The sequence below is a fragment of the Methylomonas sp. BW4-1 genome, from assembly GCF_052474385.1.
Genome location: NZ_CP184125.1, coordinates 2,851,710 through 2,873,429, shown reverse-complemented (window position 1 = coordinate 2,873,429; position 21,720 = coordinate 2,851,710). Strand labels below are relative to the sequence as shown.

At 51.5% G+C, this 21,720-nt stretch carries 18 protein-coding genes and 2 tRNA genes; 16 read left to right on the top strand and 4 right to left on the bottom strand.

The genetic code is table 11. The features are described 5' to 3' along the window. Window position 1 precedes the first annotated feature (1 nt). Window positions 2-1,177: an acetylornithine transaminase gene (locus ACH5Y9_RS13250; protein ID WP_445366393.1), complete on the bottom strand. Its 1,176-nt coding sequence runs from the start codon at window positions 1,175-1,177 to the stop codon at window positions 2-4. A gap of 272 nt (window positions 1,178-1,449) precedes the next feature. Here ACH5Y9_RS13250 and ACH5Y9_RS13245 point away from each other — a divergent pair, with 272 nt between their 5' ends. Further along, on the top strand, window positions 1,450-1,962 hold the full coding sequence (locus ACH5Y9_RS13245; protein ID WP_225893059.1) for a hypothetical protein: 513 nt from the start codon (window positions 1,450-1,452) through the stop codon (window positions 1,960-1,962). Window positions 1,963-2,126: 164 nt separating this feature from the next. Then, window positions 2,127-2,774, top strand: a complete 648-nt coding sequence (dhaL, locus tag ACH5Y9_RS13240; RefSeq protein ID WP_445366392.1) for a dihydroxyacetone kinase subunit DhaL — start codon at window positions 2,127-2,129, stop codon at window positions 2,772-2,774. Between the two features lie 13 nt (window positions 2,775-2,787). Here dhaL and dhaK read toward each other — a convergent pair whose 3' ends face one another. Next, the gene (dhaK, locus tag ACH5Y9_RS13235; RefSeq protein WP_445366391.1) at window positions 2,788-3,774 is read right to left on the bottom strand and encodes a dihydroxyacetone kinase subunit DhaK; all 987 of its coding nucleotides are present in this window, start codon (window positions 3,772-3,774) and stop codon (window positions 2,788-2,790) included. A gap of 33 nt (window positions 3,775-3,807) precedes the next feature. Further along, window positions 3,808-4,629: an HAD-IIA family hydrolase gene (locus ACH5Y9_RS13230; protein ID WP_445366390.1), complete on the bottom strand. Its 822-nt coding sequence runs from the start codon at window positions 4,627-4,629 to the stop codon at window positions 3,808-3,810. Between the two features lie 192 nt (window positions 4,630-4,821). On the opposite strand from ACH5Y9_RS13230, the gene ACH5Y9_RS13225 reads away from it, so the two are divergent. The 11 genes from ACH5Y9_RS13225 to ACH5Y9_RS13175 all read left to right on the top strand — a co-directional run bounded on the left by ACH5Y9_RS13225 (window position 4,822) and on the right by ACH5Y9_RS13175 (window position 17,108). Beyond that, window positions 4,822-4,897 (top strand) — tRNA-Phe (locus tag ACH5Y9_RS13225). A 23-nt stretch (window positions 4,898-4,920) separates the two neighbouring features. Then, a tRNA-Phe gene (locus ACH5Y9_RS13220) sits at window positions 4,921-4,996 on the top strand. Between the two features lie 542 nt (window positions 4,997-5,538). Continuing rightward, entirely contained in the window at window positions 5,539-6,024 is a 486-nt protein-coding gene (rimP, locus tag ACH5Y9_RS13215) for a ribosome maturation factor RimP (RefSeq protein ID WP_445366389.1), read from the top strand. Then, complete coding sequence (nusA, locus tag ACH5Y9_RS13210) at window positions 6,014-7,525, top strand: transcription termination factor NusA (protein ID WP_445366388.1); 1,512 nt, start codon at window positions 6,014-6,016, stop codon at window positions 7,523-7,525. The genes rimP and nusA overlap by 11 nt, the downstream gene beginning before the upstream one ends. Window positions 7,526-7,539: 14 nt before the next feature. Beyond that, window positions 7,540-10,251: a translation initiation factor IF-2 gene (gene infB, locus ACH5Y9_RS13205; RefSeq protein ID WP_445366387.1), complete on the top strand. Its 2,712-nt coding sequence runs from the start codon at window positions 7,540-7,542 to the stop codon at window positions 10,249-10,251. Further along, a complete protein-coding gene (gene rbfA / locus ACH5Y9_RS13200) occupies window positions 10,251-10,667 on the top strand; it encodes a 30S ribosome-binding factor RbfA (RefSeq protein WP_445366386.1) in 417 nt (138 codons plus the stop codon). The genes infB and rbfA overlap by 1 nt, the downstream gene beginning before the upstream one ends. Further along, complete coding sequence (gene truB / locus ACH5Y9_RS13195) at window positions 10,667-11,584, top strand: tRNA pseudouridine(55) synthase TruB (RefSeq protein WP_445366385.1); 918 nt, start codon at window positions 10,667-10,669, stop codon at window positions 11,582-11,584. Before rbfA ends, truB begins: the two co-directional genes overlap by 1 nt. Window positions 11,585-11,693: 109 nt before the next feature. Continuing rightward, complete coding sequence (gene rpsO / locus ACH5Y9_RS13190) at window positions 11,694-11,963, top strand: 30S ribosomal protein S15 (RefSeq protein WP_171694720.1); 270 nt, start codon at window positions 11,694-11,696, stop codon at window positions 11,961-11,963. An 83-nt stretch (window positions 11,964-12,046) separates the two neighbouring features. Next, window positions 12,047-14,125, top strand: coding sequence for a polyribonucleotide nucleotidyltransferase (gene pnp / locus ACH5Y9_RS13185; protein WP_445366384.1), 2,079 nt, complete (start codon window positions 12,047-12,049; stop codon window positions 14,123-14,125). A gap of 248 nt (window positions 14,126-14,373) precedes the next feature. Next, window positions 14,374-16,026 carry an alpha-keto acid decarboxylase family protein gene (locus ACH5Y9_RS13180; RefSeq protein WP_205453820.1) on the top strand — a complete coding sequence of 551 codons (1,653 nt, stop codon included), beginning with the start codon at window positions 14,374-14,376 and terminating at the stop codon, window positions 16,024-16,026. Between the two features lie 188 nt (window positions 16,027-16,214). Further along, window positions 16,215-17,108: a GNAT family N-acetyltransferase gene (locus ACH5Y9_RS13175; protein WP_240348254.1), complete on the top strand. Its 894-nt coding sequence runs from the start codon at window positions 16,215-16,217 to the stop codon at window positions 17,106-17,108. An 86-nt stretch (window positions 17,109-17,194) separates the two neighbouring features. On the opposite strand, the gene ACH5Y9_RS13170 is transcribed toward ACH5Y9_RS13175, so the two are convergent. Then, on the bottom strand, window positions 17,195-18,262 hold the full coding sequence (locus ACH5Y9_RS13170) for an OmpA family protein (protein ID WP_101051579.1): 1,068 nt from the start codon (window positions 18,260-18,262) through the stop codon (window positions 17,195-17,197). 408 nt (window positions 18,263-18,670) lie between these two features. Here ACH5Y9_RS13170 and ACH5Y9_RS13165 point away from each other — a divergent pair, with 408 nt between their 5' ends. From ACH5Y9_RS13165 to pgsA, 3 genes are read left to right on the top strand one after another with little or no spacing between them, the layout of a single operon-like run. Further along, window positions 18,671-19,318: a uracil-DNA glycosylase gene (locus ACH5Y9_RS13165; protein WP_445366383.1), complete on the top strand. Its 648-nt coding sequence runs from the start codon at window positions 18,671-18,673 to the stop codon at window positions 19,316-19,318. Beyond that, window positions 19,311-21,149, top strand: coding sequence for an excinuclease ABC subunit UvrC (gene uvrC / locus ACH5Y9_RS13160; protein WP_445366382.1), 1,839 nt, complete (start codon window positions 19,311-19,313; stop codon window positions 21,147-21,149). Before ACH5Y9_RS13165 ends, uvrC begins: the two co-directional genes overlap by 8 nt. Continuing rightward, a complete protein-coding gene (gene pgsA / locus ACH5Y9_RS13155; RefSeq protein ID WP_033157381.1) occupies window positions 21,139-21,699 on the top strand; it encodes a CDP-diacylglycerol--glycerol-3-phosphate 3-phosphatidyltransferase in 561 nt (186 codons plus the stop codon). Before uvrC ends, pgsA begins: the two co-directional genes overlap by 11 nt. Window positions 21,700-21,720: the final 21 nt, after the last annotated feature.

Here is a 21,720-nt window from a genome sequence, read left to right as displayed (position 1 = left end):
GTTATTGTCTGCAAAATGCCTGAATGAGCGCTGTCAGGGTGTCTGTCAGCGTTGATATTTGCGCGTCGTCGATGATAAGCGGCGGCAGCAAACGGATAGTGTTGTCGGCGGTGACGTTGATCAACAAGCCTTGTGCCAAGGCTTTGCCGACTAACTCGCCGCAAGGCCGATCCAGTTCAATGCCTATCATCAAACCTTTATGGCGAATATCGACGATATGCGGGGTGTTTGCCAGTGCGTTTTTGAAGCGCTGGCAAATTTGTTCGCCTTTTGATTGCGCATCGGCGATCAAGGTGCTGGTCGATAAAGTTTCTAGAACCGCTAAGGCCGCACTGCAAGCCAGGGGATTACCGCCAAACGTCGAGCCGTGATTGCCGGTTTGTAACACGTCCGCTGCTTTGCCGCGCGCCAGGCAAGCGCCAATCGGCACGCCGTTGCCCAAGGCTTTAGCCATCGTGCATACATCCGGCAGGATGCCGTTATGTTGATATGCCAGAAAGCGCCCGGTACGGCCGGTGCCGGTTTGAATTTCATCCAGCATCATCAGCAGATTGTGCCGGTCGCATAGGTCGCGGATTTGGTTTAAATAATCCGCCGCCGGAATATTCACCCCGCCTTCGCCTTGCACCGGTTCAACCAGGATCGCGACGATGTTTTTATCGGCGGCGAGAGCTGCTTCGATAGCCGGCATGTCGTTGTACGGCACATGAGTAAATCCGGCCAGCAGCGGCGCAAAGCCCTGCTTGATCTTGGTGTTGCCGGTGGCGCTCAGAGTGCCCATAGTCCGGCCATGGAAGCTTTTTTCCATGGTCAACACTACTGGGCTTTCAACGCCTTGCTGGTGGCCGTATTTGCGGGCGATCTTTATCGCCGCTTCGTTGGCTTCGGCGCCGGAATTGCTGAAAAACACATTATCCATGCCGCTTAGCTCGATCAGTCTATCCGCCAGTTGCGACTGCAACTCTACGCCGTAAAGATTGGAGGTATGCAGCAAGGTTTTGCTTTGCCGGCAGAGCGCTTCATGCACGGCCGGATGGGCGTGGCCGAGGTTGCACACGGCAATGCCGGCGACCGAGTCGAGATAGCGGCGTCCATCGGTATCCCACAACCACGCGCCTTCGCCGCGTGTAAAAGTGACCGACTGGCGGGCATAGGTAGGCATGATGTGACTGGTCATTGTGCTAAGACTCTGAAAGTGTTTTGAAAAACGCTATTCGCTCGAAAAAAGCGCGCGATTATATTTTTTTCATCCCGCGTACGCAATAAATACTTTTCCTCAAAATCCGGTGTTTTGCCGTATGTCCGCAGCAATAGTGGAGCGATTTGCCCGAAATTTTCGCGTGTCTGGGCGTTTGTTATAAATCTGTAACATTGATGCTTTAAATTCTCAGAAATTAAGTTGTTTCGACCGGTTTGAGTTTGCCGGCGATTACTCACAAAGGACTTGCGTTGAACGACAACGAACATCTTTTAGACGATAAAAAGCACATCGTTTCGATCCGGTTGAACAATTCCGACCGGATTGCCGTGCGTGCCATGGCCGCTCGGCTGTTTGTGCGTGAGTCGGAATTGTACCGGTTTGCGGTCTACCATTTGCTGAATCGGTTACACAAGCTGCATGAAGACTCGTGTGTCGGTAGCGATTTGTTACCGTTATTCATCGAGTTTAAGGACGAGCTCAACACGCATTTGGGCTTAAAAAAGCATCAACTATTCAAGATTTTTAACGGCAAGAACCCCGATCCGGAAAAATTCGTATCAATGGCCGATATTGAGCTGTTGTTATTGCCGCAACACGCGGTGCGTCAGCGCTTGCAACAAATGAACGAGGCTGCCGGGCAGCGCAGAGCCGATACTAACGCCTGGCTTTTGGAATATTTGAAGGATAAATACCACTTTAGCGTGTATGACGCGGATACGGAGTTGCCGTTTCTGGATGCGTTGGCGCTGGAGAATAGATAAATCGTCAGTCATTCAGCTATCTCGGCCGTCATCGGTTCGGCGGAAGCTGAGAATTTGCCAAATGTTCTCTAGCACAGTATGTCTGCGAATGTGTATGGCTGGACAGTAATAGGGCGTTTTAGCTATGCTCAGCAAACTTAATTGTTTTGTTGCGCGGAGGCGGCATGTCATTGACCCCATCTTTGTTTCCGGAATTGATTCAAGCGTTGATTGAGACCATTGATGGGCATGCCGAAGAAGTAACCGAACTGGATCAGGCGATAGGCGACGGCGACCATGTGTTTAATTTACAGCGTGGTTTGCAGGCCTTACGCGAGCATGCCGGTGAGATAGCGACACTCGACTGGGTTGTTGCGTGGCAGAAAATTGGCATGACGGTGATGGCTGCTGTCGGTGGTGCGTCCGGCTCTTTGTATGCGACTTTGTTTATCGCGCTGGCAAAGAATGCTAAGGACAAGCTTATCGATCTTGCTGGGTTTTCTGATGCATTTTTGCAGGCAGTCGAGGCTGTGAAGCAACGCGGCAAGTCTGATGTTGGTGAGAAGACCATGCTGGATGTGCTAGTGCCGGTCGCCAAGGCGTTGCGGGAGCTTGCGGCTGCGGGTAAGCCGCTGGCCGAGATTCTGGATAGCCTAAGCCTGGTGGCGGCAGAAGGCGTGGAAGCGACTCGGGACATGCTGGCTACCAAGGGCCGCGCCTCGTTTCTGGGCGAGCGCAGCAAGGGCCATATCGATGCCGGCGCCAAAACTGCGCAGTTGATGATCGCGGCGATTGCCGAGGTGTTGAAAAACGCCCAGGCGCAAGCCGCTTAGATTGTTGCTTGCTTCAACAACCCCAGCGCAACGCAGCGGTATTCACCGGTGCATCCCACAAACCCAGCATTTCTTCGTCCAGCATCGTCAGCGTTAGCGAACAGCCGGCCATATCCAGCGAGGTGGTGAAGTTACCGACCAAAGAGCGCTGGATGATTAATCCGCGTTTGCTGAAATATTGCCAGGCCAATTCGTAAATCAAATGTAGTTCGATCAGCGGTGTGGCGCCGAAGCCGTTCACATGCAGCAACACGGCTTGACCGGCGGCCGGTTGCAATTCGTCGAAAATATGTCCGGCTAATTGGTCGACAATTTCGCTGGCGCTCACCAGCTTCTTTGTCTCGCGGCCGCGTTCGCCGTGGATGCCGACACCTAACTCGATTTCGTCGTCGGCAATAGCAAAAGTTGGATGGCCCAAGGCCGGCACCGTACAACTGGTCAAGGCGACACCCATGGAGGCGGTTGCTTGATTGACCCGTTCGCCCAGTGCCTTGCAGGTGGCTAAGTCAGCGCCGGATTCGGCGGCGGCGCCGACGATTTTCTCGACGATGGTGGTGCCGGCCACGCCTCTACGGCCGATGCTGTGGGTTTTGGGTAAGGAGATGTCGTCGTCAATCAGGACGCTGGCGTTGGGTAAATCAAGCATCTCGGCGGCCATTTCAAAATTCATTACATCGCCAGCGTAATTTTTAACGATAAACAGCACGCCAGCGCCACCGTCCACGGCTTGCGCCGCGGCCAGCATCTGGTCAGGCGTTGGTGAAGTAAATACCTGTCCGGGGCAGGCGGCATCCAGCATGCCGACGCCGACGAAGCCGCTGTGCAGCGGTTCATGACCTGAGCCGCCGCCGGAAATCAGCGCGACTTTGCCGGTTTTACGCGCGTTGCGATATACAAATCGCGGCTCAGGATTGAATTGCACGATGTCGGCATGGGCTTTGGCAAAGCCCTGCAGGCTGGTTTGCAGTAAGGTGTCCGGGCTGTCGATAAATTTTTTCATGATTCGCCTCCGCTGTTAGGGCGTGGAATGAGCTTAGAGTTTGCTGTGGCGCAAGCTTTCGGTGATGTCGCGTATGTCCGGCATAATCCAGGTTGGACCGAAATCCGCTGCAGCGACATCTTGTTCGGTGGATACGCCGCTGAGCACCATCAGGCTGCGGATACCGGTGCGCACTGCGCCGAGAATGTCGGTATCCAGCCGATCGCCGATAGCGACAGTATAGGCGGGGTCGACATTCAGCAGGTTCAATGCTTGTCGGTATATGATAGGCTCCGGCTTGCCGATAATTATTGGTTTGATGCCGGTGGAAGCGGTCAAGCCTGCCAGAATGGCGCCGTTGCCGTGGGTTTCGCCGCGTTCGGTCGGTAGCGAAAGGTCACCGTTGGTGCCGATGAAGTGCGCGCCGGCTCGCAGATTCAGGGTGGCGGTGGCCAGTTTGTCCCAGCTTAATTCTCTGTCCATGCCGCAAACAACCAGATGTGCGCGCTGGTCTGGCTCGGTCTCGTAAAGTCCGGTAAGTTTAAAGCCCAAATCCAGCAGCGGTTGCCTGGCTCCGATGCCGCCAATCACAAATACGCGAGTAGTCTGTGGGTCGTAGCGTTCGGACAAATATAGCGCGGTGGCCATGCCAGAAGTCAGAATCTCGTTTAGTGCGATTGTTACGCCCATTTTTGCCAGCTTATCGACATACTGTTCCGCTGTCAGGCTGGCGTTATTGGTGGCCAGGATAAAGGGTAGCTTTAGTTCGCGCAGAGTCTGAAAAAAATCTACGAGTCCGGCTTGAGCTCGGTCGCCGTGCCAAAGTACCCCATCCATGTCTATGATCAGGGCGCGGATGTCGGTGAAAGCTTGCATAAACGGTCTCGGTTGTTTGGGTTGTTTAAATGGGGTTTGTGTCTGCAAAGTCTGATATTTGGCGCTAAAAATGTCAGGAATTTGCGGTGCGGAAGAATTGCATACATCACCGCCTGCTGTCCAGTTAGCCGGGATTGGTGGTATTTTCCTTGACTAATTGTTTGTAACCTAGTTTAATGCGCGGCTCTTGACGCCCAGGTAGCTCAGTCGGTAGAGCAGAGGACTGAAAATCCTCGTGTCGACAGTTCGATTCTGTCCCTGGGCACCATTCTGGTTTTAGGTTAAGTCGCTGCCCAGGTAGCTCAGTCGGTAGAGCAGAGGACTGAAAATCCTCGTGTCGACAGTTCGATTCTGTCCCTGGGCACCACCTGAACAAATATTCCCCTCGCAATAGCGTTTGATCGGCTAGAGTCTCTCAAATCCAAGATTTTCCTTGTTTCAGTCGGTAAGTAGCTGACGAATAGCGGCTTGGTTCAATGCCATACCTTTGGACGATTTCGATGGTGAGCGAGTCTGCGGGCTCTGTCTCCTGTGTCATCCTTGTAAATTTCGGTGTGAATACAATTCTGTCGAGAGTGCAGGTTTCAGGATTTAGCCAAGTACTTGTAGGGTGGCGTGGAATGTCGATTTACATCCTTGAAAGATATGGTTATAATTCGGTTTTTAATTTTTCGCCGTAGTTTTTGAGGCGGTAAATTGTTTCCTGATAAGCGTGGTTTTTTGAGATTATTGTCTCGATAAACGAGTGAGTTCTCCTCAATGCTGTTTCAGGCGTGGTTTTGCTAAGAAAGCCCCTTTCAGGGGTTTTTTCTTTTGTGGGCTTTCGAAAAACGCGAAGCCCACGGGTTTTGGTTGTTTATGGAAGAGCCTGAGGCTCTTTTTTTTTGGGTTTGAAAAGGTGAGGCGTTAATGAAACAGGCTCCTGAACATTTGGTGGAATTGATCGAGCCAATTGTGGAAGGTCTTGGCTATGAGTGTGTGGGGATAGAGTACAACCCGCATCCAACACACGGCATGTTGCGCATTTATATCGACAGCGACAATGGGATATTGCTGGACGATTGCACCAAGGTTAGCCACCAGATTAGCGGGGTGCTGGATGTCGAAGATCCGATTCAAGGTGAATACCATCTGGAAGTATCCTCGCCGGGTGCGGATCGGCCGTTTTTCAAACTCAGCCAGTTTCAACGTTTTTTGGGGAGCACTGTGCTGGTGAGCTTATTCAAGCCCATCGATAAACGCCGCAAAATTACCGGCCAGATCAAGGTGGTCGAAGACGATGCCATTCTGCTACAGGATGGTGAGCAGTTGTTAAAAATCCCGTTTCAGGCAATGAGCAAGGCACGCTTGGTGCCGGATTACATAATCAATAAAGGAGGTCGCAGTGGCAAATAAAGAGATTTTATTGGTGGCAGATGTTTTTGCTAACGAAAAAGAAATAGACAAGGAAATTATCTTTCAGGCCATTGAATCCGCTTTGGAAGCGGCGACTGTCAAGCGTTACGAAAATCCAATTAAAGCTAGAGTAGCCATTGATCGGCATACTGGTGATTACTTGACTTATCGGCGGTGGTTGGTCGTCGATGCGAATCCCGAGATTAACGGCGACGTCGAACATCCTGGCTGGCAGGTGTTGCTGGAAGTTGCGCAATTCGATAATCCTAATATTCAAGTCGGCGACTACGTAGAAGAAGAAATCGAATCGGTCGATTTTTGCCGGATTGCCGCGCAGACTGCCAAGCAAGTCATTATTCAAAAAGTTCGCGAAGCCGAGCGCAAGAAAATTGTCGAAGCCTATCAGGACCGGGTTGGCGAGTTGGTCACCGGCGTCGTCAAGCGCCTGGAAAAAGGTAGTGTTTACCTGGATTTGGGTGGTCACGTCGAAGCCTATATTGCCCGGGAAGATATGATCCCGAAAGAGCCGGTTAGAATGGGTGATAGGGTGCGTGGCTATTTGAAAGCCGTACGTTCCGAGCCGCGCGGTCCGCAGTTGTTTGTTAGCCGTACCGCGCCGGAATTATTGATCGCGCTGTTTCGATTGGAAGTGCCGGAAGTCGGTGAAGGTTTGATTGATATTTTGGCGGCGGCTCGCGATCCCGGTTCCCGCGCAAAAATCGCTGTCAGAGCCAACGATCCGCGCCTGGACCCCGTTGGTGCTTGTGTCGGTATGCGTGGCTCCAGGGTACAAGCCATCTCTAATGAATTGGCGGGCGAGCGGGTCGATATTATTTTATGGAACAGCAACGACGCGCAATTCGTGATTAATGCCATGTCGCCGGCCGAAATTCAATCGATTGTGGTCGACGAAGATAAGCACAGCATGGACGTGGCGGTGGCTACCGACAGTTTGTCGCAAGCCATCGGTCGTGGCGGCCAAAATGTGCGTCTGGCTACCGAATTGACCGGTTGGGAATTAAACATTCAAGATGCTGCGCAAGTAGATAAAAACCACGACGAAGCTGCCGCCAAGTCCAAGCAGCAATTCATGGAACTGCTGGATGTGGACGAGGAAATCGCCGGTATTCTGGTTGATGTGGGATTGAATAACATCGAGGAAATTGCGTACATCCCCGTCGACGAAATGCTGGAAATAGAGGGTTTCGACGAAGAGTTGGTGGAGGCTTTGCGCACTCGCGCCAAGGATGCTTTGTTAATCAGTGCTATCGCATCCGAAGAAAAAATTGAAACCGCCGTGCCTAGCGAGGAATTGTTGAGCATGGATGGGATGGACGAAGAGTTGGCGCACCAAATGGCGGCCAAGGGCATTGTGACCTTGGACGATCTGGCGGAGCAGGCGATAGACGACATTATCGAATTTACCGGCATGACCGAGGAGCGTGCTGGTAAACTAATCATGAAAGCCCGCGAATCTTGGTTCGCAGAGGATAAGGGCTGAGGCAGGAGGATACTATGAGCGATAAAACAGTACAGGAATTGGCAGAGGTTGTTGGCATCCCTTTGGAGCGTTTTATAGAACAATTGAAGGAAGCCGGCTTGACCGCCAGCGCGCCCGATGATGTGATAAACGATGAAGAGAAAGTCAAATTACTCGCGCATTTGCGCAAGCGCCACGGCAAGTCGGACGCCGATCAGGAAGCCGCCGCCCCCAAACGCATTACTTTGAAACGCAGTACCAAAACCGAATTAAGGCAATCCTCACCGCCGGGTACCGCGGTGAAAACCGTCAGTGTCGAGGTGCGCAAGCAAAAGACTTATATCAAGCGTAGCGATGCCTCCTCTGTAAACGACGAGCTAAGACAGGCCGAATTAGCCAAACAAGCTTTGGAAGAACAGAGACGGCAACAAGCTATCGAAGAAGAAAAGCGCAAACAATTGCATGAACAAAAGGCTGTTCAGTCTGCCTCAGAAGAGCAAGTGGTGCTTAGCGCGGAAATTGCTCAGTCGGTTGATGCGTCCGCACCAGCTGTGACGGTGAGTGCGGAACCGGTTGCTGCAGAGCAGCAGGTGGCCGAGGCGTTGCCCGTTGTTGCAGAAGTCCAGTCTGAGCGGGTCGCTAAGGCTGAAGCACCCGCGCCGATTGCGGCGCCGGAGCTGACCGAAGAGCAGCGTCTGGAAAAAGAAAAGAAAGAAAGGCTGGAAGCTGCGGTGCAAAGAACCGCGGAAAAAGTCAAACAAAAAGCCGAAGCCAAGCAGCAACAAACCACGCTACATAAGAAAAAGGCCGAATTCAAGCCCACTCGCGGCCCGTCTACCGATGGCGATATTGGCGGCGGCGGTGACGCCGCGCGTCGCGGCGGCAAAGGCAAAAAAGGCAAGGCGCCATCGCGTCGGGAAAAACCTGAATTCGAGATCGATGTCAATCAGGCTAGACATAAGTTTGAGAAGCCGGTGGCGCCGACTGTGTATGACGTCACCATTCCGGAAACCATCGTGGTTTCGGATTTGGCTGCAAAAATGAACATCAAGGCTGCCGAAGTTATCAAGCATTTGATGAAGCTTGGCATCATGTCCACGATCAATCAAACCATCGACCAAGAAACGGCGGTGATTTTGGTTGAGGAAATGGGCCACAAAGCCATCATGCAGAGCGAAGATGACTTTGAACAGGAAATGCTGGCCGAGGTGCAAGGTGATAGCGACGAACGTAAAGTTCAGCTGAGAGCGCCTATCGTTACCATCATGGGCCACGTTGACCACGGTAAAACCTCTTTGCTGGATTACATCCGCAAAACCCGGGTTGCTGCCGGCGAAGCGGGCGGGATTACCCAACACATTGGTGCTTACCAGGTTAAAACCGACCACGGTGCGGTCACCTTTCTGGATACGCCAGGCCATGCCGCGTTTACCGCGATGCGGGCACGTGGTGCGGAAGTAACAGACATCGTGATCGTAGTGGTGGCTGCTGACGACGGTGTGATGCCGCAAACCAGAGAGGCCATCGATCATGCGCGCGCCGCGAATGTGCCCATCATCGTGGCCTTGAACAAAATCGATAAACCGGAAGCGAATCCGGACCGCGTCATGCAAGAACTGGCCAACTTGAATGTGGTGCCGGAAGAGTGGGGCGGCGATGTGCAATTCCTGAGGGTATCGGCGAAAGTGGGTACTGGTATTGATGAATTGATCGAAGCGCTGATCGTTCAGGCGGAAGTGCTGGAATTGAAAGCGCCGGTCGATGGCATCGCCTCCGGTATTTGTATCGAATCGCGTCTGGATAGAGGCCGCGGCGCGGTGGCGACGATATTGATTCAAAAAGGTACGTTGAGCAAAGGCGAGTTCGTCCTCTGCGGTCACGAATATGGCCGGATACGGGCTATGTTCGACGAAAACGCCCACGCTATTAAGTCGGCCGGACCTAGTATGCCGGTAGAAATTCTTGGCTTGTCCGGTACGCCGGACGCCGGCGACGAATTTCTGGTGGTGCAAAACGAACGTGTGGCTCGCGAACTGGCTGCGCATCGGGAAGACCGTAAACGCTCCACACGTCACGCTGCGCAACATGCGTCAAAATTGGACGACGTGTTCTCGCGGATGTCCGCCGGCGAAACGTCCACGCTTAACGTCGTTATCAAAACCGACGTGCAAGGTAGTTTGGAAGCCTTGCGTGAGTCTTTGGTAGGCTTGTCCACCGAAGAGGTGCAAGTCAAATGCATCTATGGTGGTGTTGGTGGCATCAACGAAGGCGATGCTAACTTGGCATTGGCTTCCAGCGCGATCTTGATCGGTTTCAATGTGCGTGCCGATGCGGTTGCCCGGAAATTGATCGAAGAAAAAGACATCGATCTGCATTACTACAGCATCATCTACGAAGCGATCGACGAAGTGAAACGGGCGATCAGCGGGATGTTGGCGCCGGAAATTCAGGAAAAAATCGTCGGTCTGGCCGAGGTGCGGGACGTATTCCGTTCGCCGAAATTCGGCGCGGTGGCCGGTTGTATGGTTATCGACGGCTTCGTCAAACGTAACCTGCCGATTCGCGTATTGCGCAACAATGTGGTGATATACGAAGGTCAGTTGGAATCCCTGCGCCGCTTCAAAGACGATGTCAATGAAGTGAAAATGGGTATGGAATGCGGTATCGGCGTGAAAAACTACAACGATGTGCAAAACGGCGATCAGATCGAAGTGTTTGAACGTATCGAAGTCAGACGGGAAATCTAATGGCAAGAGAGTTCGGCCGCAGTCAGCGGGTTGCATCGGAAATGCAGAAAGAGTTGGCGTCGATTTTACAGCGTGATGTCGATGACAGCCGCTTGGGTTTTATCACGATTAACGACGTCGAATTGTCCAAGGATTTGGCGGTCGCCAAGATATTCGTGACGGTGTTGGATGCCCAAGATGACGCTGCTAAGCGTGCGAATGTGAAGGTGTTGAACGAAATCTCGCCGTTTATCCGGCATGAGCTGGCTAGGCGTATGCGTTTACGGCATATCTCGGAGCTGCATTTTTACTATGACCACTCCTTCGACACCGGGATGCGTGTCGCCGAGTTACTGGGCGATTTGCATCACGACGAAGTTAAGGATGCTGTTGCTGCGCCGGAAGCTGGGGCCGATAAACCGCATCAGGACGATTGATGGCAAAACGTAAGTCCGGGCGCGATGTACATGGCATCGTGCTGCTCGACAAACGTTTAGGCGTATCGTCCAATCAGGCCTTGCAGGAAGTCAGGCGATTATTTAATGCCAACAAGGCCGGGCATACCGGGGCGCTGGATCCTCTTGCTACCGGTTTGTTACCCTTGTGCTTCGGTGAGGCGACCAAGGTCTCGGCATTGATGCTGGATGACGATAAGCGTTATCAGGTAACGATACAACTGGGCGTGATGACCGATACCGGCGATAGCGAAGGTAAAATCGTCGCCGAAGTGCCGGTGCCAATCCTGGATGGCGTGCAGTTGCAAGCTTGTTTGCAACATTTCACCGGGCCGATCGAGCAGGTGCCGCCTATGTATTCGGCGCTCAAGCATCAAGGCAAGAAGTTGTACGAGTTGGCTAGGGAAGGCAAAACCGTGGACCGTCAGCCCAGGGCCATCACTATTTATGAATTGCAGCTGTTAAATTTCGATGCCGAATTGGGGCAATTGACGCTGGATGTATTTTGCTCTAAGGGTACTTATATTCGTTCGCTGGCGGAAGATATTGGTCACAGGTTAGGGACCTGCGGCACGGTAACTGCGTTACGCAGAACCAAGGCGGGTATGTTCGATCTGGAGCAAGCTTATACCTTGCAGCAGTTGCAGGCTATGGGCTTTGCAGAATTGCAGAATACCTTAATCGAACTGGATGTACCCCTGAAGGCGATCCCGGAGGTATCTTTGTCTACTGAGCAGGCCGAAAAAATCAAGCTTGGTCAGCGCATAGCCTTTAACGGCGGTATGGCCGGCCAGGTCAGAATATACTCGCCACAGGCCTTTTTGGGGTTGGGAGAAATTCTATTGGATGGTAAACTAGCGCCGAAAAAATTATTTCTTTTGGAAAATCAAACAACTTGATTTTCCGGGAAAAACCGCAAAGTTTCTACACCCTATTGTGGAGATAGCGGCTACACGGTCATCAAACGATGGCCTTTATTCACTCAAAATTAATCGATAGGGATTAAGAATGTCATTAACCGCAGAACAAAAAAAAGCCATTGTTGAAGAATACCGTTTGTCGGATACCGATACAGGTTCAACCGAAGTCCAAGTTGCTTTGTTGACCGCCAACATTAACCAACTGACTCCGCATTTTGCGACCCATAAAAAAGACAACCACTCGCGCCGCGGCTTGCTGCGCATGGTAAACCAACGCCGTAAATTGCTGGATTACCTGAAAGACACAGATGTGGCTCGTTATCGTTCGTTGATCGAACGTTTGGGCATTCGTAAGTAGCACAAACTGGAAACGGCGCATCGGGCGCCGTTTCTGCTTTAAGGCAAATTTTTAGCATAACCTTTAAACAAAGGAACCTTATAGTGAATCCTATCAGGAAACAATTTCAGTACGGCGATCGTCTCGTCACCTTATCCACTGGTGAAATTGCCCGCCAAGCCAATGGCGCGGTGATGATTGATGTCGAAGGCACCTCGCTGTTGGTGACAGTGGTTGGTAAAAAAGAAGCTAGCGGCGGCGATTTTTTTCCGCTGACCGTTAACTACCAGGAAAAAGCATTTGCGGCCGGTAAAATCCCCGGCGGATTTTTCAAACGTGAAGGCCGCCCTAGCGAAACAGAAACACTGATTTCCCGCCTGATCGACAGACCGATTCGTCCGCTGTTTCCAGAAGGCTTCACTAACGAAGTGCAAATCATTGCCACGGTCGTGTCACTGAATCCAGAGGTGGATACCGAAATCCCAGCTTTATTAGGTGCTTCCGCTGCTTTGGCCGTTTCTGGTTTACCTTTCAACGGTCCCTTGGGCGCGGCTTGCGTAGGTTATAAGGACGGCGCTTATTTGCTGAACCCAGACAAACCCGCGCTGAAAGAATCGCAACTGCAATTGGTGGTTGCCGGTACCCAGCATGCGGTATTGATGGTTGAATCCGAAGCCGATTTATTGTCCGAAGAAGTGATGTTGGGCGCGGTATTGTTCGGTCACGAGCACATGCAAGTGGCAATCAACGCGATTAACGAATTCGCTGCTGCCGTCGGCACTCCGGCCGTTGCTTGGACACCCGCAGAAACCAATACTGCTTTGAAAGCCGCAGTGGCCGCCGAAGCCGAACAAAGCATCAAAGCCGCTTACCAAGTGGCGGAAAAACTGGTTAGACAAGACACACTTAGCGCAATCAGAAGCGCGGTAGTCGAAAAACTGACTGCCGATGGCCTGTATAACGAAAAAGACATCCGTAACGTTATCGAACACCTGGAATACGATATCGTGCGTGGTGCGATTCTGAATGATCGCAAACGTATCGATGGTCGCGATCTGACCACCGTTAGACCGATTACCGTTAGAACGGGCGTATTGCCTAGAACTCATGGTTCTGCGTTGTTTACCCGCGGTGAAACCCAGGCCTTGGTTGTGGCGACTTTGGGTACCGAGCGCGATGCGCAAATCATCGACGCATTGTCCGGCGAGTATAAAGACCCGTTCATGCTGCATTACAACTTCCCTCCGTATAGCGTAGGTGAAACCGGTTTTGTCGGTTCGCCAAAACGTCGGGAAATCGGTCACGGCCGGTTAGCAAAACGCGGTGTGGCGGCAGTGCTGCCAAATATGGCGGAGTTTCCTTATGTCATCCGCGTGGTTTCGGAAATCACCGAATCCAACGGTTCCAGTTCAATGGCTTCTGTCTGCGGTAGCAGCTTGGCCTTGATGGATGCCGGTGTGCCTATCAAATCACCGGTTGCCGGTATTGCGATGGGTTTGATCAAGGAAGGCGATCAATTTGCAGTATTGTCCGACATCCTGGGCGACGAAGATCACTTGGGCGATATGGACTTTAAAGTGGCCGGTTCCGAAAACGGCGTCACCGCGCTGCAAATGGACATCAAAATCGACGGTATCACCGCCGAAATCATGAAAGTCGCGCTGGAACAAGCGAAACAAGGTCGTCTGCACATTTTGGGTGAGATGAACAAAGCTCTGGCCAGCACCCGTTCCGAAATGTCCGACTTTGCGCCGCGCATTATCACCTTCAAAATCGATCCGGCTAAAATCCGCGAAGTCATCGGTAAAGGCGGCGTGACTATTCGTGCCATTACCGAAGCCACCGGCGCCAGCATCGATTTGACCGACGACGGCGTGGTCAACGTAGCCTCTGTCGACAGAGCGGCGGGCGAAGAAGCCAGACGCATGATCGAAGAAATCACCGCCGAAGTCGAAGTGGGTAAAACCTACGAAGGCAAAGTGGTGCGTTTGATGGACTTCGGTGCGTTTGTGACCATTCTGCCGGGCAAGGACGGTTTGGTGCATATTTCACAAATCTCCGACGAACGTGTGGAAAAAGTCAGCGACAAACTGTCGGAAGGCGATGTCGTCAAAGTCAAAGTACTGGAAATCGACCGTCAAGGCCGCGTACGCTTGAGCATGAAAGAAGTCGATAGCGAATAAGTTCGGTTCGACTCCGCAACGAAAAGGGCCGCAAGGCCCTTTTTTTGTGGCTGAAACTCAGAATCTTATGTTGCCGCGATTGTGATGCTTTTGAATCGTAATTACCGGGGACTACGAATGTCTGTTGACTTTTTAGGCGGGGCTCAGCAGTATTGACTCTTAATCGTCCTGTTAAAACGGTTGAGCAATATGGGTCTTTTACGAATCAGTGCTCACAGTTTAATTCTATTCGGAGGTCACAAAGCGCTATGAGCACTGCCAAATTCGATACGATTGGACAATACCTCCTCAAGCGCCTATATCAAGCCGGTGTAAAAGACATCTTTGGCGTGCCTGGCGACTATGTGTTGGGGTTTTATGATCTGATGATAAAAAGTCAGGTTCGGCATATCGGCACCACCCGAGAAGATTCCGCAGCCTTCGCGGCCGACGGTTATGCGCGTTGCGCGGGCATGGGCGCGTTGGCGGTCACCTACGGCGTTGGGGCCTTAAACACAGTGAATGCGATTGCCGGTGCTTATGCAGAATCCTCTCCGGTGGTACTGATCAGTGGCGCGCCCGGCGTTGGCGAGCAGAAAGACGATCCGTTGATTCACCATCGATTTGGGCCGTTTACTTTTCAGCGGGAAATTTTCGAACGGATTAGCTGCGCGTCGGTGGTGCTAAACGACCCGGTGATCGCCTTTCGGCAAATCGACCATGCTATCGAAGCCGCGCGCCGTTTTTGCAAGCCGGTATACATCGAGCTTCCCCGCGACTTGGTGATGGCGGAAGGCTATCCCATGCCGACTGAGTCAGTAGAACAGTTTACCAGTGACCAAGCTGCTCTATCCGAAGCGCTTGCCGAAACCATGGCGTTATTATCCAAAGCGAAGTCGCCGATGATCGTGGCGGGTGTTGAATTGCATCGACGCGGGCTGCAAAGCGCTTTGGCGGATTTCGTGGAGCGTACCGGTTTGCCCGTGGTCGCCACGCTAACCGGTAAATCGGTGATGTCCGAACGGCATCCAGCGTATCTGGGGATTTACGAAGGTGCGATGAGCTCAGAGGCTGTGCGCGACAGAGTCGAAAAATCCGATTTGCTGTTGATGTTAGGCGTGACCTTGAATGAAATCGATACCGGTATCTACACGGCAAAACTCAATTCCCATTCAACTATTCGTGCCGCGTTGAACGAGGTGGTGATCAGCGCGCATCGTTATCCAGGCATTGCCTTGGAAGATTTTCTCGGGGCTTTAGCCGGCTCAGTTAATACCTCCGGAACCAGTTGCGTATCCATTCCGGAACCGTTAAAAAACCATGCTTTTCCGGAATCGGACCGGCCAATCACCACTGCCAGACTCGTCGAGCGGCTGAATAGTGCGTTAAGTAACGACATGATCGTGGTGTGTGATGTCGGCGATTGCCTGTTCGCAGCTATTGATTTGCGCGTCCACGAGCAAAGCGAATTTTTGGCGTCGGCTTTTTACACCACGATGGGTTTTGCTGTGCCGGCTGCGTTAGGGGCGCAAATCGCGCGTCCGGATCGGCGGGCATTGATTTTAGTCGGCGATGGGGCGTTTCAAATGACCGGCACCGAGCTGTCGACTCATGCCCGCTTGGGATTGAATCCTATCGTAGTGGTATTTAACAACGACGGTTACAGTACGGAGCGTTGTATTCTTGAAGGTCCATTCAACGATATTAATCCATGGCGTTTTGATCGTTTGGGAGAGCTATTTGGGCCTTTAGCCGGCTACGATGCGCGAACGGAAGCTGAATTTGAAGAGGCTCTGTTCAATGCCCTGAATAACCAAAGCATGCCCAGTATCATTAATGTCCATCTGGCAGCCAACGATTCGTCGGAAGCGATGAAGCGTCTTGCCGAGCATTTGCAATCGAAGATCAAAAGAGAGGTTTGAAGCGAGGCTTGTGTTCTCTGCCATCCGATCCGCCGGTAGGTAATACAATCGGCTTGCCGCGTCGAATTTTCAGCAGAGTGCATCTAAACTGATTCACTCACTTACTACTCATCCGTCGCGCTATGCAAATTGCCAACTGTTATCTCGAGCCAGCCAGCTACGCCGTTGATTTTGAGGACATATGTTATGTGCGAAATTTGGTGTTCGTTGTCGAACAGCAAATACCGTTAGAAGTGGAGTTCGACAAACTTGATGCGGACTGCCATCATTTTTTAGTGCGGGATGCGGATTATCGGCCAATCGCTACGTGTCGACTTTCGCCGGAGGGCAAGCTTGGACGAATGGCGGTTCTACTCGAATGGCGCGGACAAGGTGTTGGTGAATCTTTGTTGCGTGCAGCAATCGACAAAGCGCGTAACTTGGGGCTGACTACTATTACCGCCAACGCGCAACTTAGCGCATTGAGGTTCTACCAAAAATTCGGTTTTGTCGCGGAAGGCGAAGGGTTTGCTGAAGCCGGCATTCCGCATCAGGCTATCAGGCTTATATTGCAGCCGCTTGAACAAACGTTGCGATCCGTGCTCCAGACCCGAGAAGTTTCTGTTGACGCTGTCCGCCTGGAGACTGTCGAATCGACCTTAACCGCTACCCGGCAATTGGTGATGACGGCTCGTCGGCAGATTTGTATCTACAGCCGGGATCTGGACTTTGTTTTATATGGACAAAAAGACCTTGTCGAGGCTCTGAAACAATTTACTCTCGGCAATCGTAACGCCAGTGTGCAGATTATCGTTCAGGAACCAGCCAGCCTGCGTCATCAGGTTCATCCTATCGTGGAATTAGCTCAGCGCTTACCGTCATATTTTTTGATTCGTGTGCCCGATGAAGCTGAAGATTTGCAATATCCTTCTGCTTTTATCATCAACGATAGCGACGGCTATTTATTTCGCTTGCTGGGTAATCGCTACGATGGGCATTGGAGTCCTAATTTGCCGGCACGTCATCGGCCATTGCGTGAAGAGTTTGAGCGGGTCTGGCAGCGTTCAAGTGCTTGTGCGGAATTTAGGGCATTGAGTTTGTAATTTTTGATCTTCTTCGTGCGCATATAAAAAACCCGCCTAACGGCGGGTTTTTGTGCTGAATCAATTGACTTAACCAGGTTCGCTGACTATTTCAATGTCTGTTGGGCTTTACCATCCACTTCCAACTGTACTCGGCGGTTATTGGCGCGGCCTTCTTCGGTTTCGTTGGTATCGATTGGCCTATCCCAGCTATAACCGTGTGAAGTGATATTGGGAGAGTGGCTGCCTTTGGTTAGGTATTTCTTAACCGCCAATGCCCGGCGCTCCGACAAGTCCAGGTTGTGTTTGTACGAACCTGTATTGCTGGTATGGCCTTGAACTTCAAACGCCATGTCAGGATACTGTTTGATGCGGTCAACGACTTTATCCAGTTTTGGGAAATACTGCGGTTTGATCACGTCTTTGTCGTTATCGAACTTAACATCAACGATCCAGCAACCGTAAATGCTGACTTCAACGCCCGGTAATGTAGTCGGACATTTATCAACGCAGTTATTTACTCCGTCTTTGTCGTCATCCATTTTTGAGCAATCCAGTTTTGCGGGAGCCGGTACTGGGGTGGGCGGCGGGGTTGGTTCGGCTTTTGCGACAACTGCTTTAGGTTTTTCGCCGAACGGGACCACGAAACCCAGATTAACCGTCATGTCATGAAATTCTTCGGTGCCGGGTTGTAGTTTGGCGTTGAAGTTGTTGTTGTAACGGTAGCGGACGTCGCTGCGAATCAGGAAATTATCGTGCAGTTCATAGGTAAAACCCGCACCCGCTTCGCCGATGAAGCCCGCGCCGCTGTCGCCATTGTGGGTGCTATTGATGCCACCCACGCCGATTACTGCATAAGGCGAGAATTTATCTCTAAACAAATAATACTGCGCGTCGACAGTACCGCCGGTCAAATCCCAGTTGCCATTGCTTTTAGCGCCTTCCAGGTTTTGGTACAAACCTCTGATCTCAATATTCAGATGTTCGTTGATGATCTTACCCAGGCCCAAACCGCCGCCCCAACCGCTATGCGCATTACGATCACCGCCCGGTTGCACGAAAGTGCCGAAGGGCGCCGCGTACCATCTGTCGTCAAGGAACTCGTCGGCTTGTGCCGTCGACACGGAACCGAGCGCCGCCATCATGGCGATTGCCAGTAAACTTTTCTTCAACATAAAGACTCCTTTTGTTATTTGTAAAAAATAGATAATTCGTTGCTTTTGAGAGGGAGTAATAAAGCCATGGTTAGAAAAATAGGCTTTAAAAATCAAAGGGAATTGCAGATTCTGCTAAGCATGTTGTAAAAATACCACAATTTTGGCTATTAGCAAACGTTTAGGTTTATCCGGTGCCAGTATTTGCGGTATTCCAGTCGGCTGTTTCCGGGCTTGGGTTATGGTAATTTGGAAAGTCCGGGCTAGGACCGCTTGCGGTCAAGCAGTCGCTTATTCTCTCCGGATAAGGTTATTCCGGCGAAGACGGAAGTAAGGATGTTGTAGATACACAAGTTAATAAGCAAAGCGAGCGACGCAAGAAATCTGGGGCTCAGGTAAAATTCCGCCAATTTGAGTGTTTATCGTTTTATGACTTATTCATCCTATTTCAAGCAAGACTGCCGAGCATGCCCGCGGTTAAGCGAATTTCTCTGTGAAGTGAAGGCGAAATATCCTGCTTATCACGCCTTGCCGGTGTCACCGTTCGGCGATCCGCAAGCGCACTTGCTAGTCGTTGGTCTGGCGCCTGGCATGCACGGCGCGAATGCCACCGGCAGACCGTTTACCGGCGACTATGCCGGTCTGTTGTTATATCAGGCTTTGTATGATTTTGGTTATAGCAATCAATTGGCATCGACGAGTTTGGCCGATGGTTTGCAGCTGAGCAATTGTCGGATTACCAACGCCGTGAAATGTTTGCCGCCACAAAACAAGCCCACTGGTGACGAAATTAAGCGATGCAACCCTTATCTGGCGGCCGAAATTAAAACCCTACCGAAACATTCGGTGATTTTGGCTTTGGGTAATATTGCCCATCAGGCGGTATTGCGAGCATATGGGTTGAAGACTAGTGCGGCTAAGTTTGCTCATCACGTCAGTTTTGAATTGCCGGACGGCAACACGCTGGTCAGTTCTTACCATTGCAGTCGTTATAACGTGCAGACCAAACGCCTGAGCATGGAGATGCTGGCGGCGGTGTTTGTAACCATTCAGAATTTGCTATCCGCCCGTGACTGAAACGCAACCGGGCGAATTTAACGCCAAAGCCTTTTTGAAGACGCTAACGCAGCGTCCTGGCATTTACAAGATGTTGGACGAGAAAGGCGAGATCATTTATATCGGCAAAGCCAAGAATCTGAAAAATCGGGTTTCCAGCTATTTCAGAACTCAAAATGCTTCGCCCAAACAGCAGGCCATGGTAGCCAAGGTCGCCGGTATAGAGGTAACCGTGACCCACACGGAGGGTGAAGCCTTACTGCTGGAAAGCCAGCAGATTAAACGCCACAAGCCGCGCTACAACATCAGCTTGCGCGATGATAAGTCCTACCCTTATGTGTTTATATCCAGTTTTCACGATTTTCCGCAGCTAACTTTTCATCGCGGCGCCAAGAAGCGGCGGGGCAGGTATTTCGGGCCGTATCCCAGCGCCAGTGCGGTAAAGGAAACCTTGAAGTTATTGCAAAAAATTTTCCCGGTGCGGCAATGCGAAGATTCCTATTACAGTGCTCGCTCTCGACCTTGCCTTCAGCATCAGATTGAGCGCTGTACCGCGCCTTGCGTGGGCTTGGTCAGCAAGGAGCAATATGCCAACGATGTCGAAAATACCATTTTGTTTTTGGAGGGGCAGGGCGGCTTACTAATTGATCGGTTGGTAGTGAAGATGGAAGCCGCGGCCGCGCAATTGGAGTTCGAGCAAGCCGCCGCCTATCGTGATCAAATCGCCCGCTTGCGCGCTGTATTGGAAAAACATTGTGTGGAAGGGGAAAAAGGCGATGTGGATATTTTGGCGTGCGCGGCTAAAAACGGTGCGGCCTGTGTGCAGGTATTTTTTATCCGCAACGGTCAGCATTTGGGCAACCGGCAGTTTTTTCCGAAAGTCGACGATGAAAATCAGCCCGAGGAAATCTTGCAGGCTTTCATCGCCCAATATTATTTGGACAAAACCGTACCTCACGAATTGATCGTCAGTCATGCCTTGCCCGAAGCGGCTTTGGTGGCCGAAGTATTGGCCGAACAGGCCAAACATGCGGTAGCGATTGCCAATAATGTGCGCGGCGAACGGATGAAGTGGTTGCAAATGGCTATCACCAATGCCGACAGTGCGCTTAACGCTAGGCTGGCTGATCGACAGGGTTTGCAAGGGCGCTTTATCAGTTTGCAGCAGGAATTGGGCTGCGATATCACCCCCACTCGTCTGGAGTGTTTTGATATTAGTCATACCCAAGGGGAACAGACCGTGGCGTCTTGCGTGGTGTTTGACAGAGAAGGGCCAGTGAAATCCGACTATCGACGCTTTAATATCGATGGTATTACTGCCGGCGATGACTATGCGGCGATTCATCAGGCGGTTTTTAGACGCTTCAGCCGCTTGAAGAATGGCGAGCATCCGGCGCCGGACATCCTTTTAATAGACGGCGGCAAAGGCCAGGTCGCTGAGGCGGAAAAGGCTTTGGCTGAATTGGAGATAAACGATGTTATGATAGTCGGTGTTGCTAAAGGTCCTGATCGCAAAGCCGGCATGGAGAAAATCATTCTGGTCGGTAATCGGCAGCCCTTGGATGTGACGCCGGGGGCTTCCGCCTTGCTATTGATTCAACAGATTCGCGATGAAGCTCATCGTTTCGCGATTACGGGACACAGGCAGCGACGCGGTAAGGTTAACAAACAATCGGTACTGGAAGATATTGCCGGACTGGGGCCTAAAAGACGACAGGTTTTGCTGAAACAGTTTGGCGGGTTACAGGGTGTGTCCAGCGCGGGTGTGGATGCTTTAGCCAGTATAGATGGCATTAGCCGACAATTAGCGCAGCGAATTTACGATACATTTCACCATCAAGATGGCCATTAGATTTACCATTCCGACCTATTTAACCCTGTTGCGGATCGCCCTGATTCCCTTATTGGCCATCGTGTTTTATTTGCCGTGGCAATATTCCAATCTGGCCTGTACCGCAATTTTTCTGGTTGCCGGTTTCACCGATTGGCTTGACGGTTATCTGGCCAGAAAAATGAATATGCAAACCGCTTTTGGTGCATTCCTGGATCCGGTGGCCGATAAATTGATGGTGGCGTTTGTTCTGGTATTGGTGGTGCAGGCTCAAGGCAATCCTTATCTCGCGGTGCCGGCGGCTATCATTATCGGTAGGGAAATTGCGATTGCGTCGCTGAGAGAATGGATGGCTGAGATTGGTCAGCGTGCCAAGGTCAAGGTTTCGCAATTGGGAAAATGGAAAACCACTGCGCAAATGACGGCAGTGAGTTTGTTGCTTTATAGGGATGATTTATTAGGCCTGCCTATCAATACCATGGGTTACTGGTTGTTATACTTGTCTGCGATTTTAACCTTATGGTCTATGGTTAATTACCTTGTCGCGGCGTTCTCCACCATCAACGAATAATAAAAGCAGTATCGATACTGC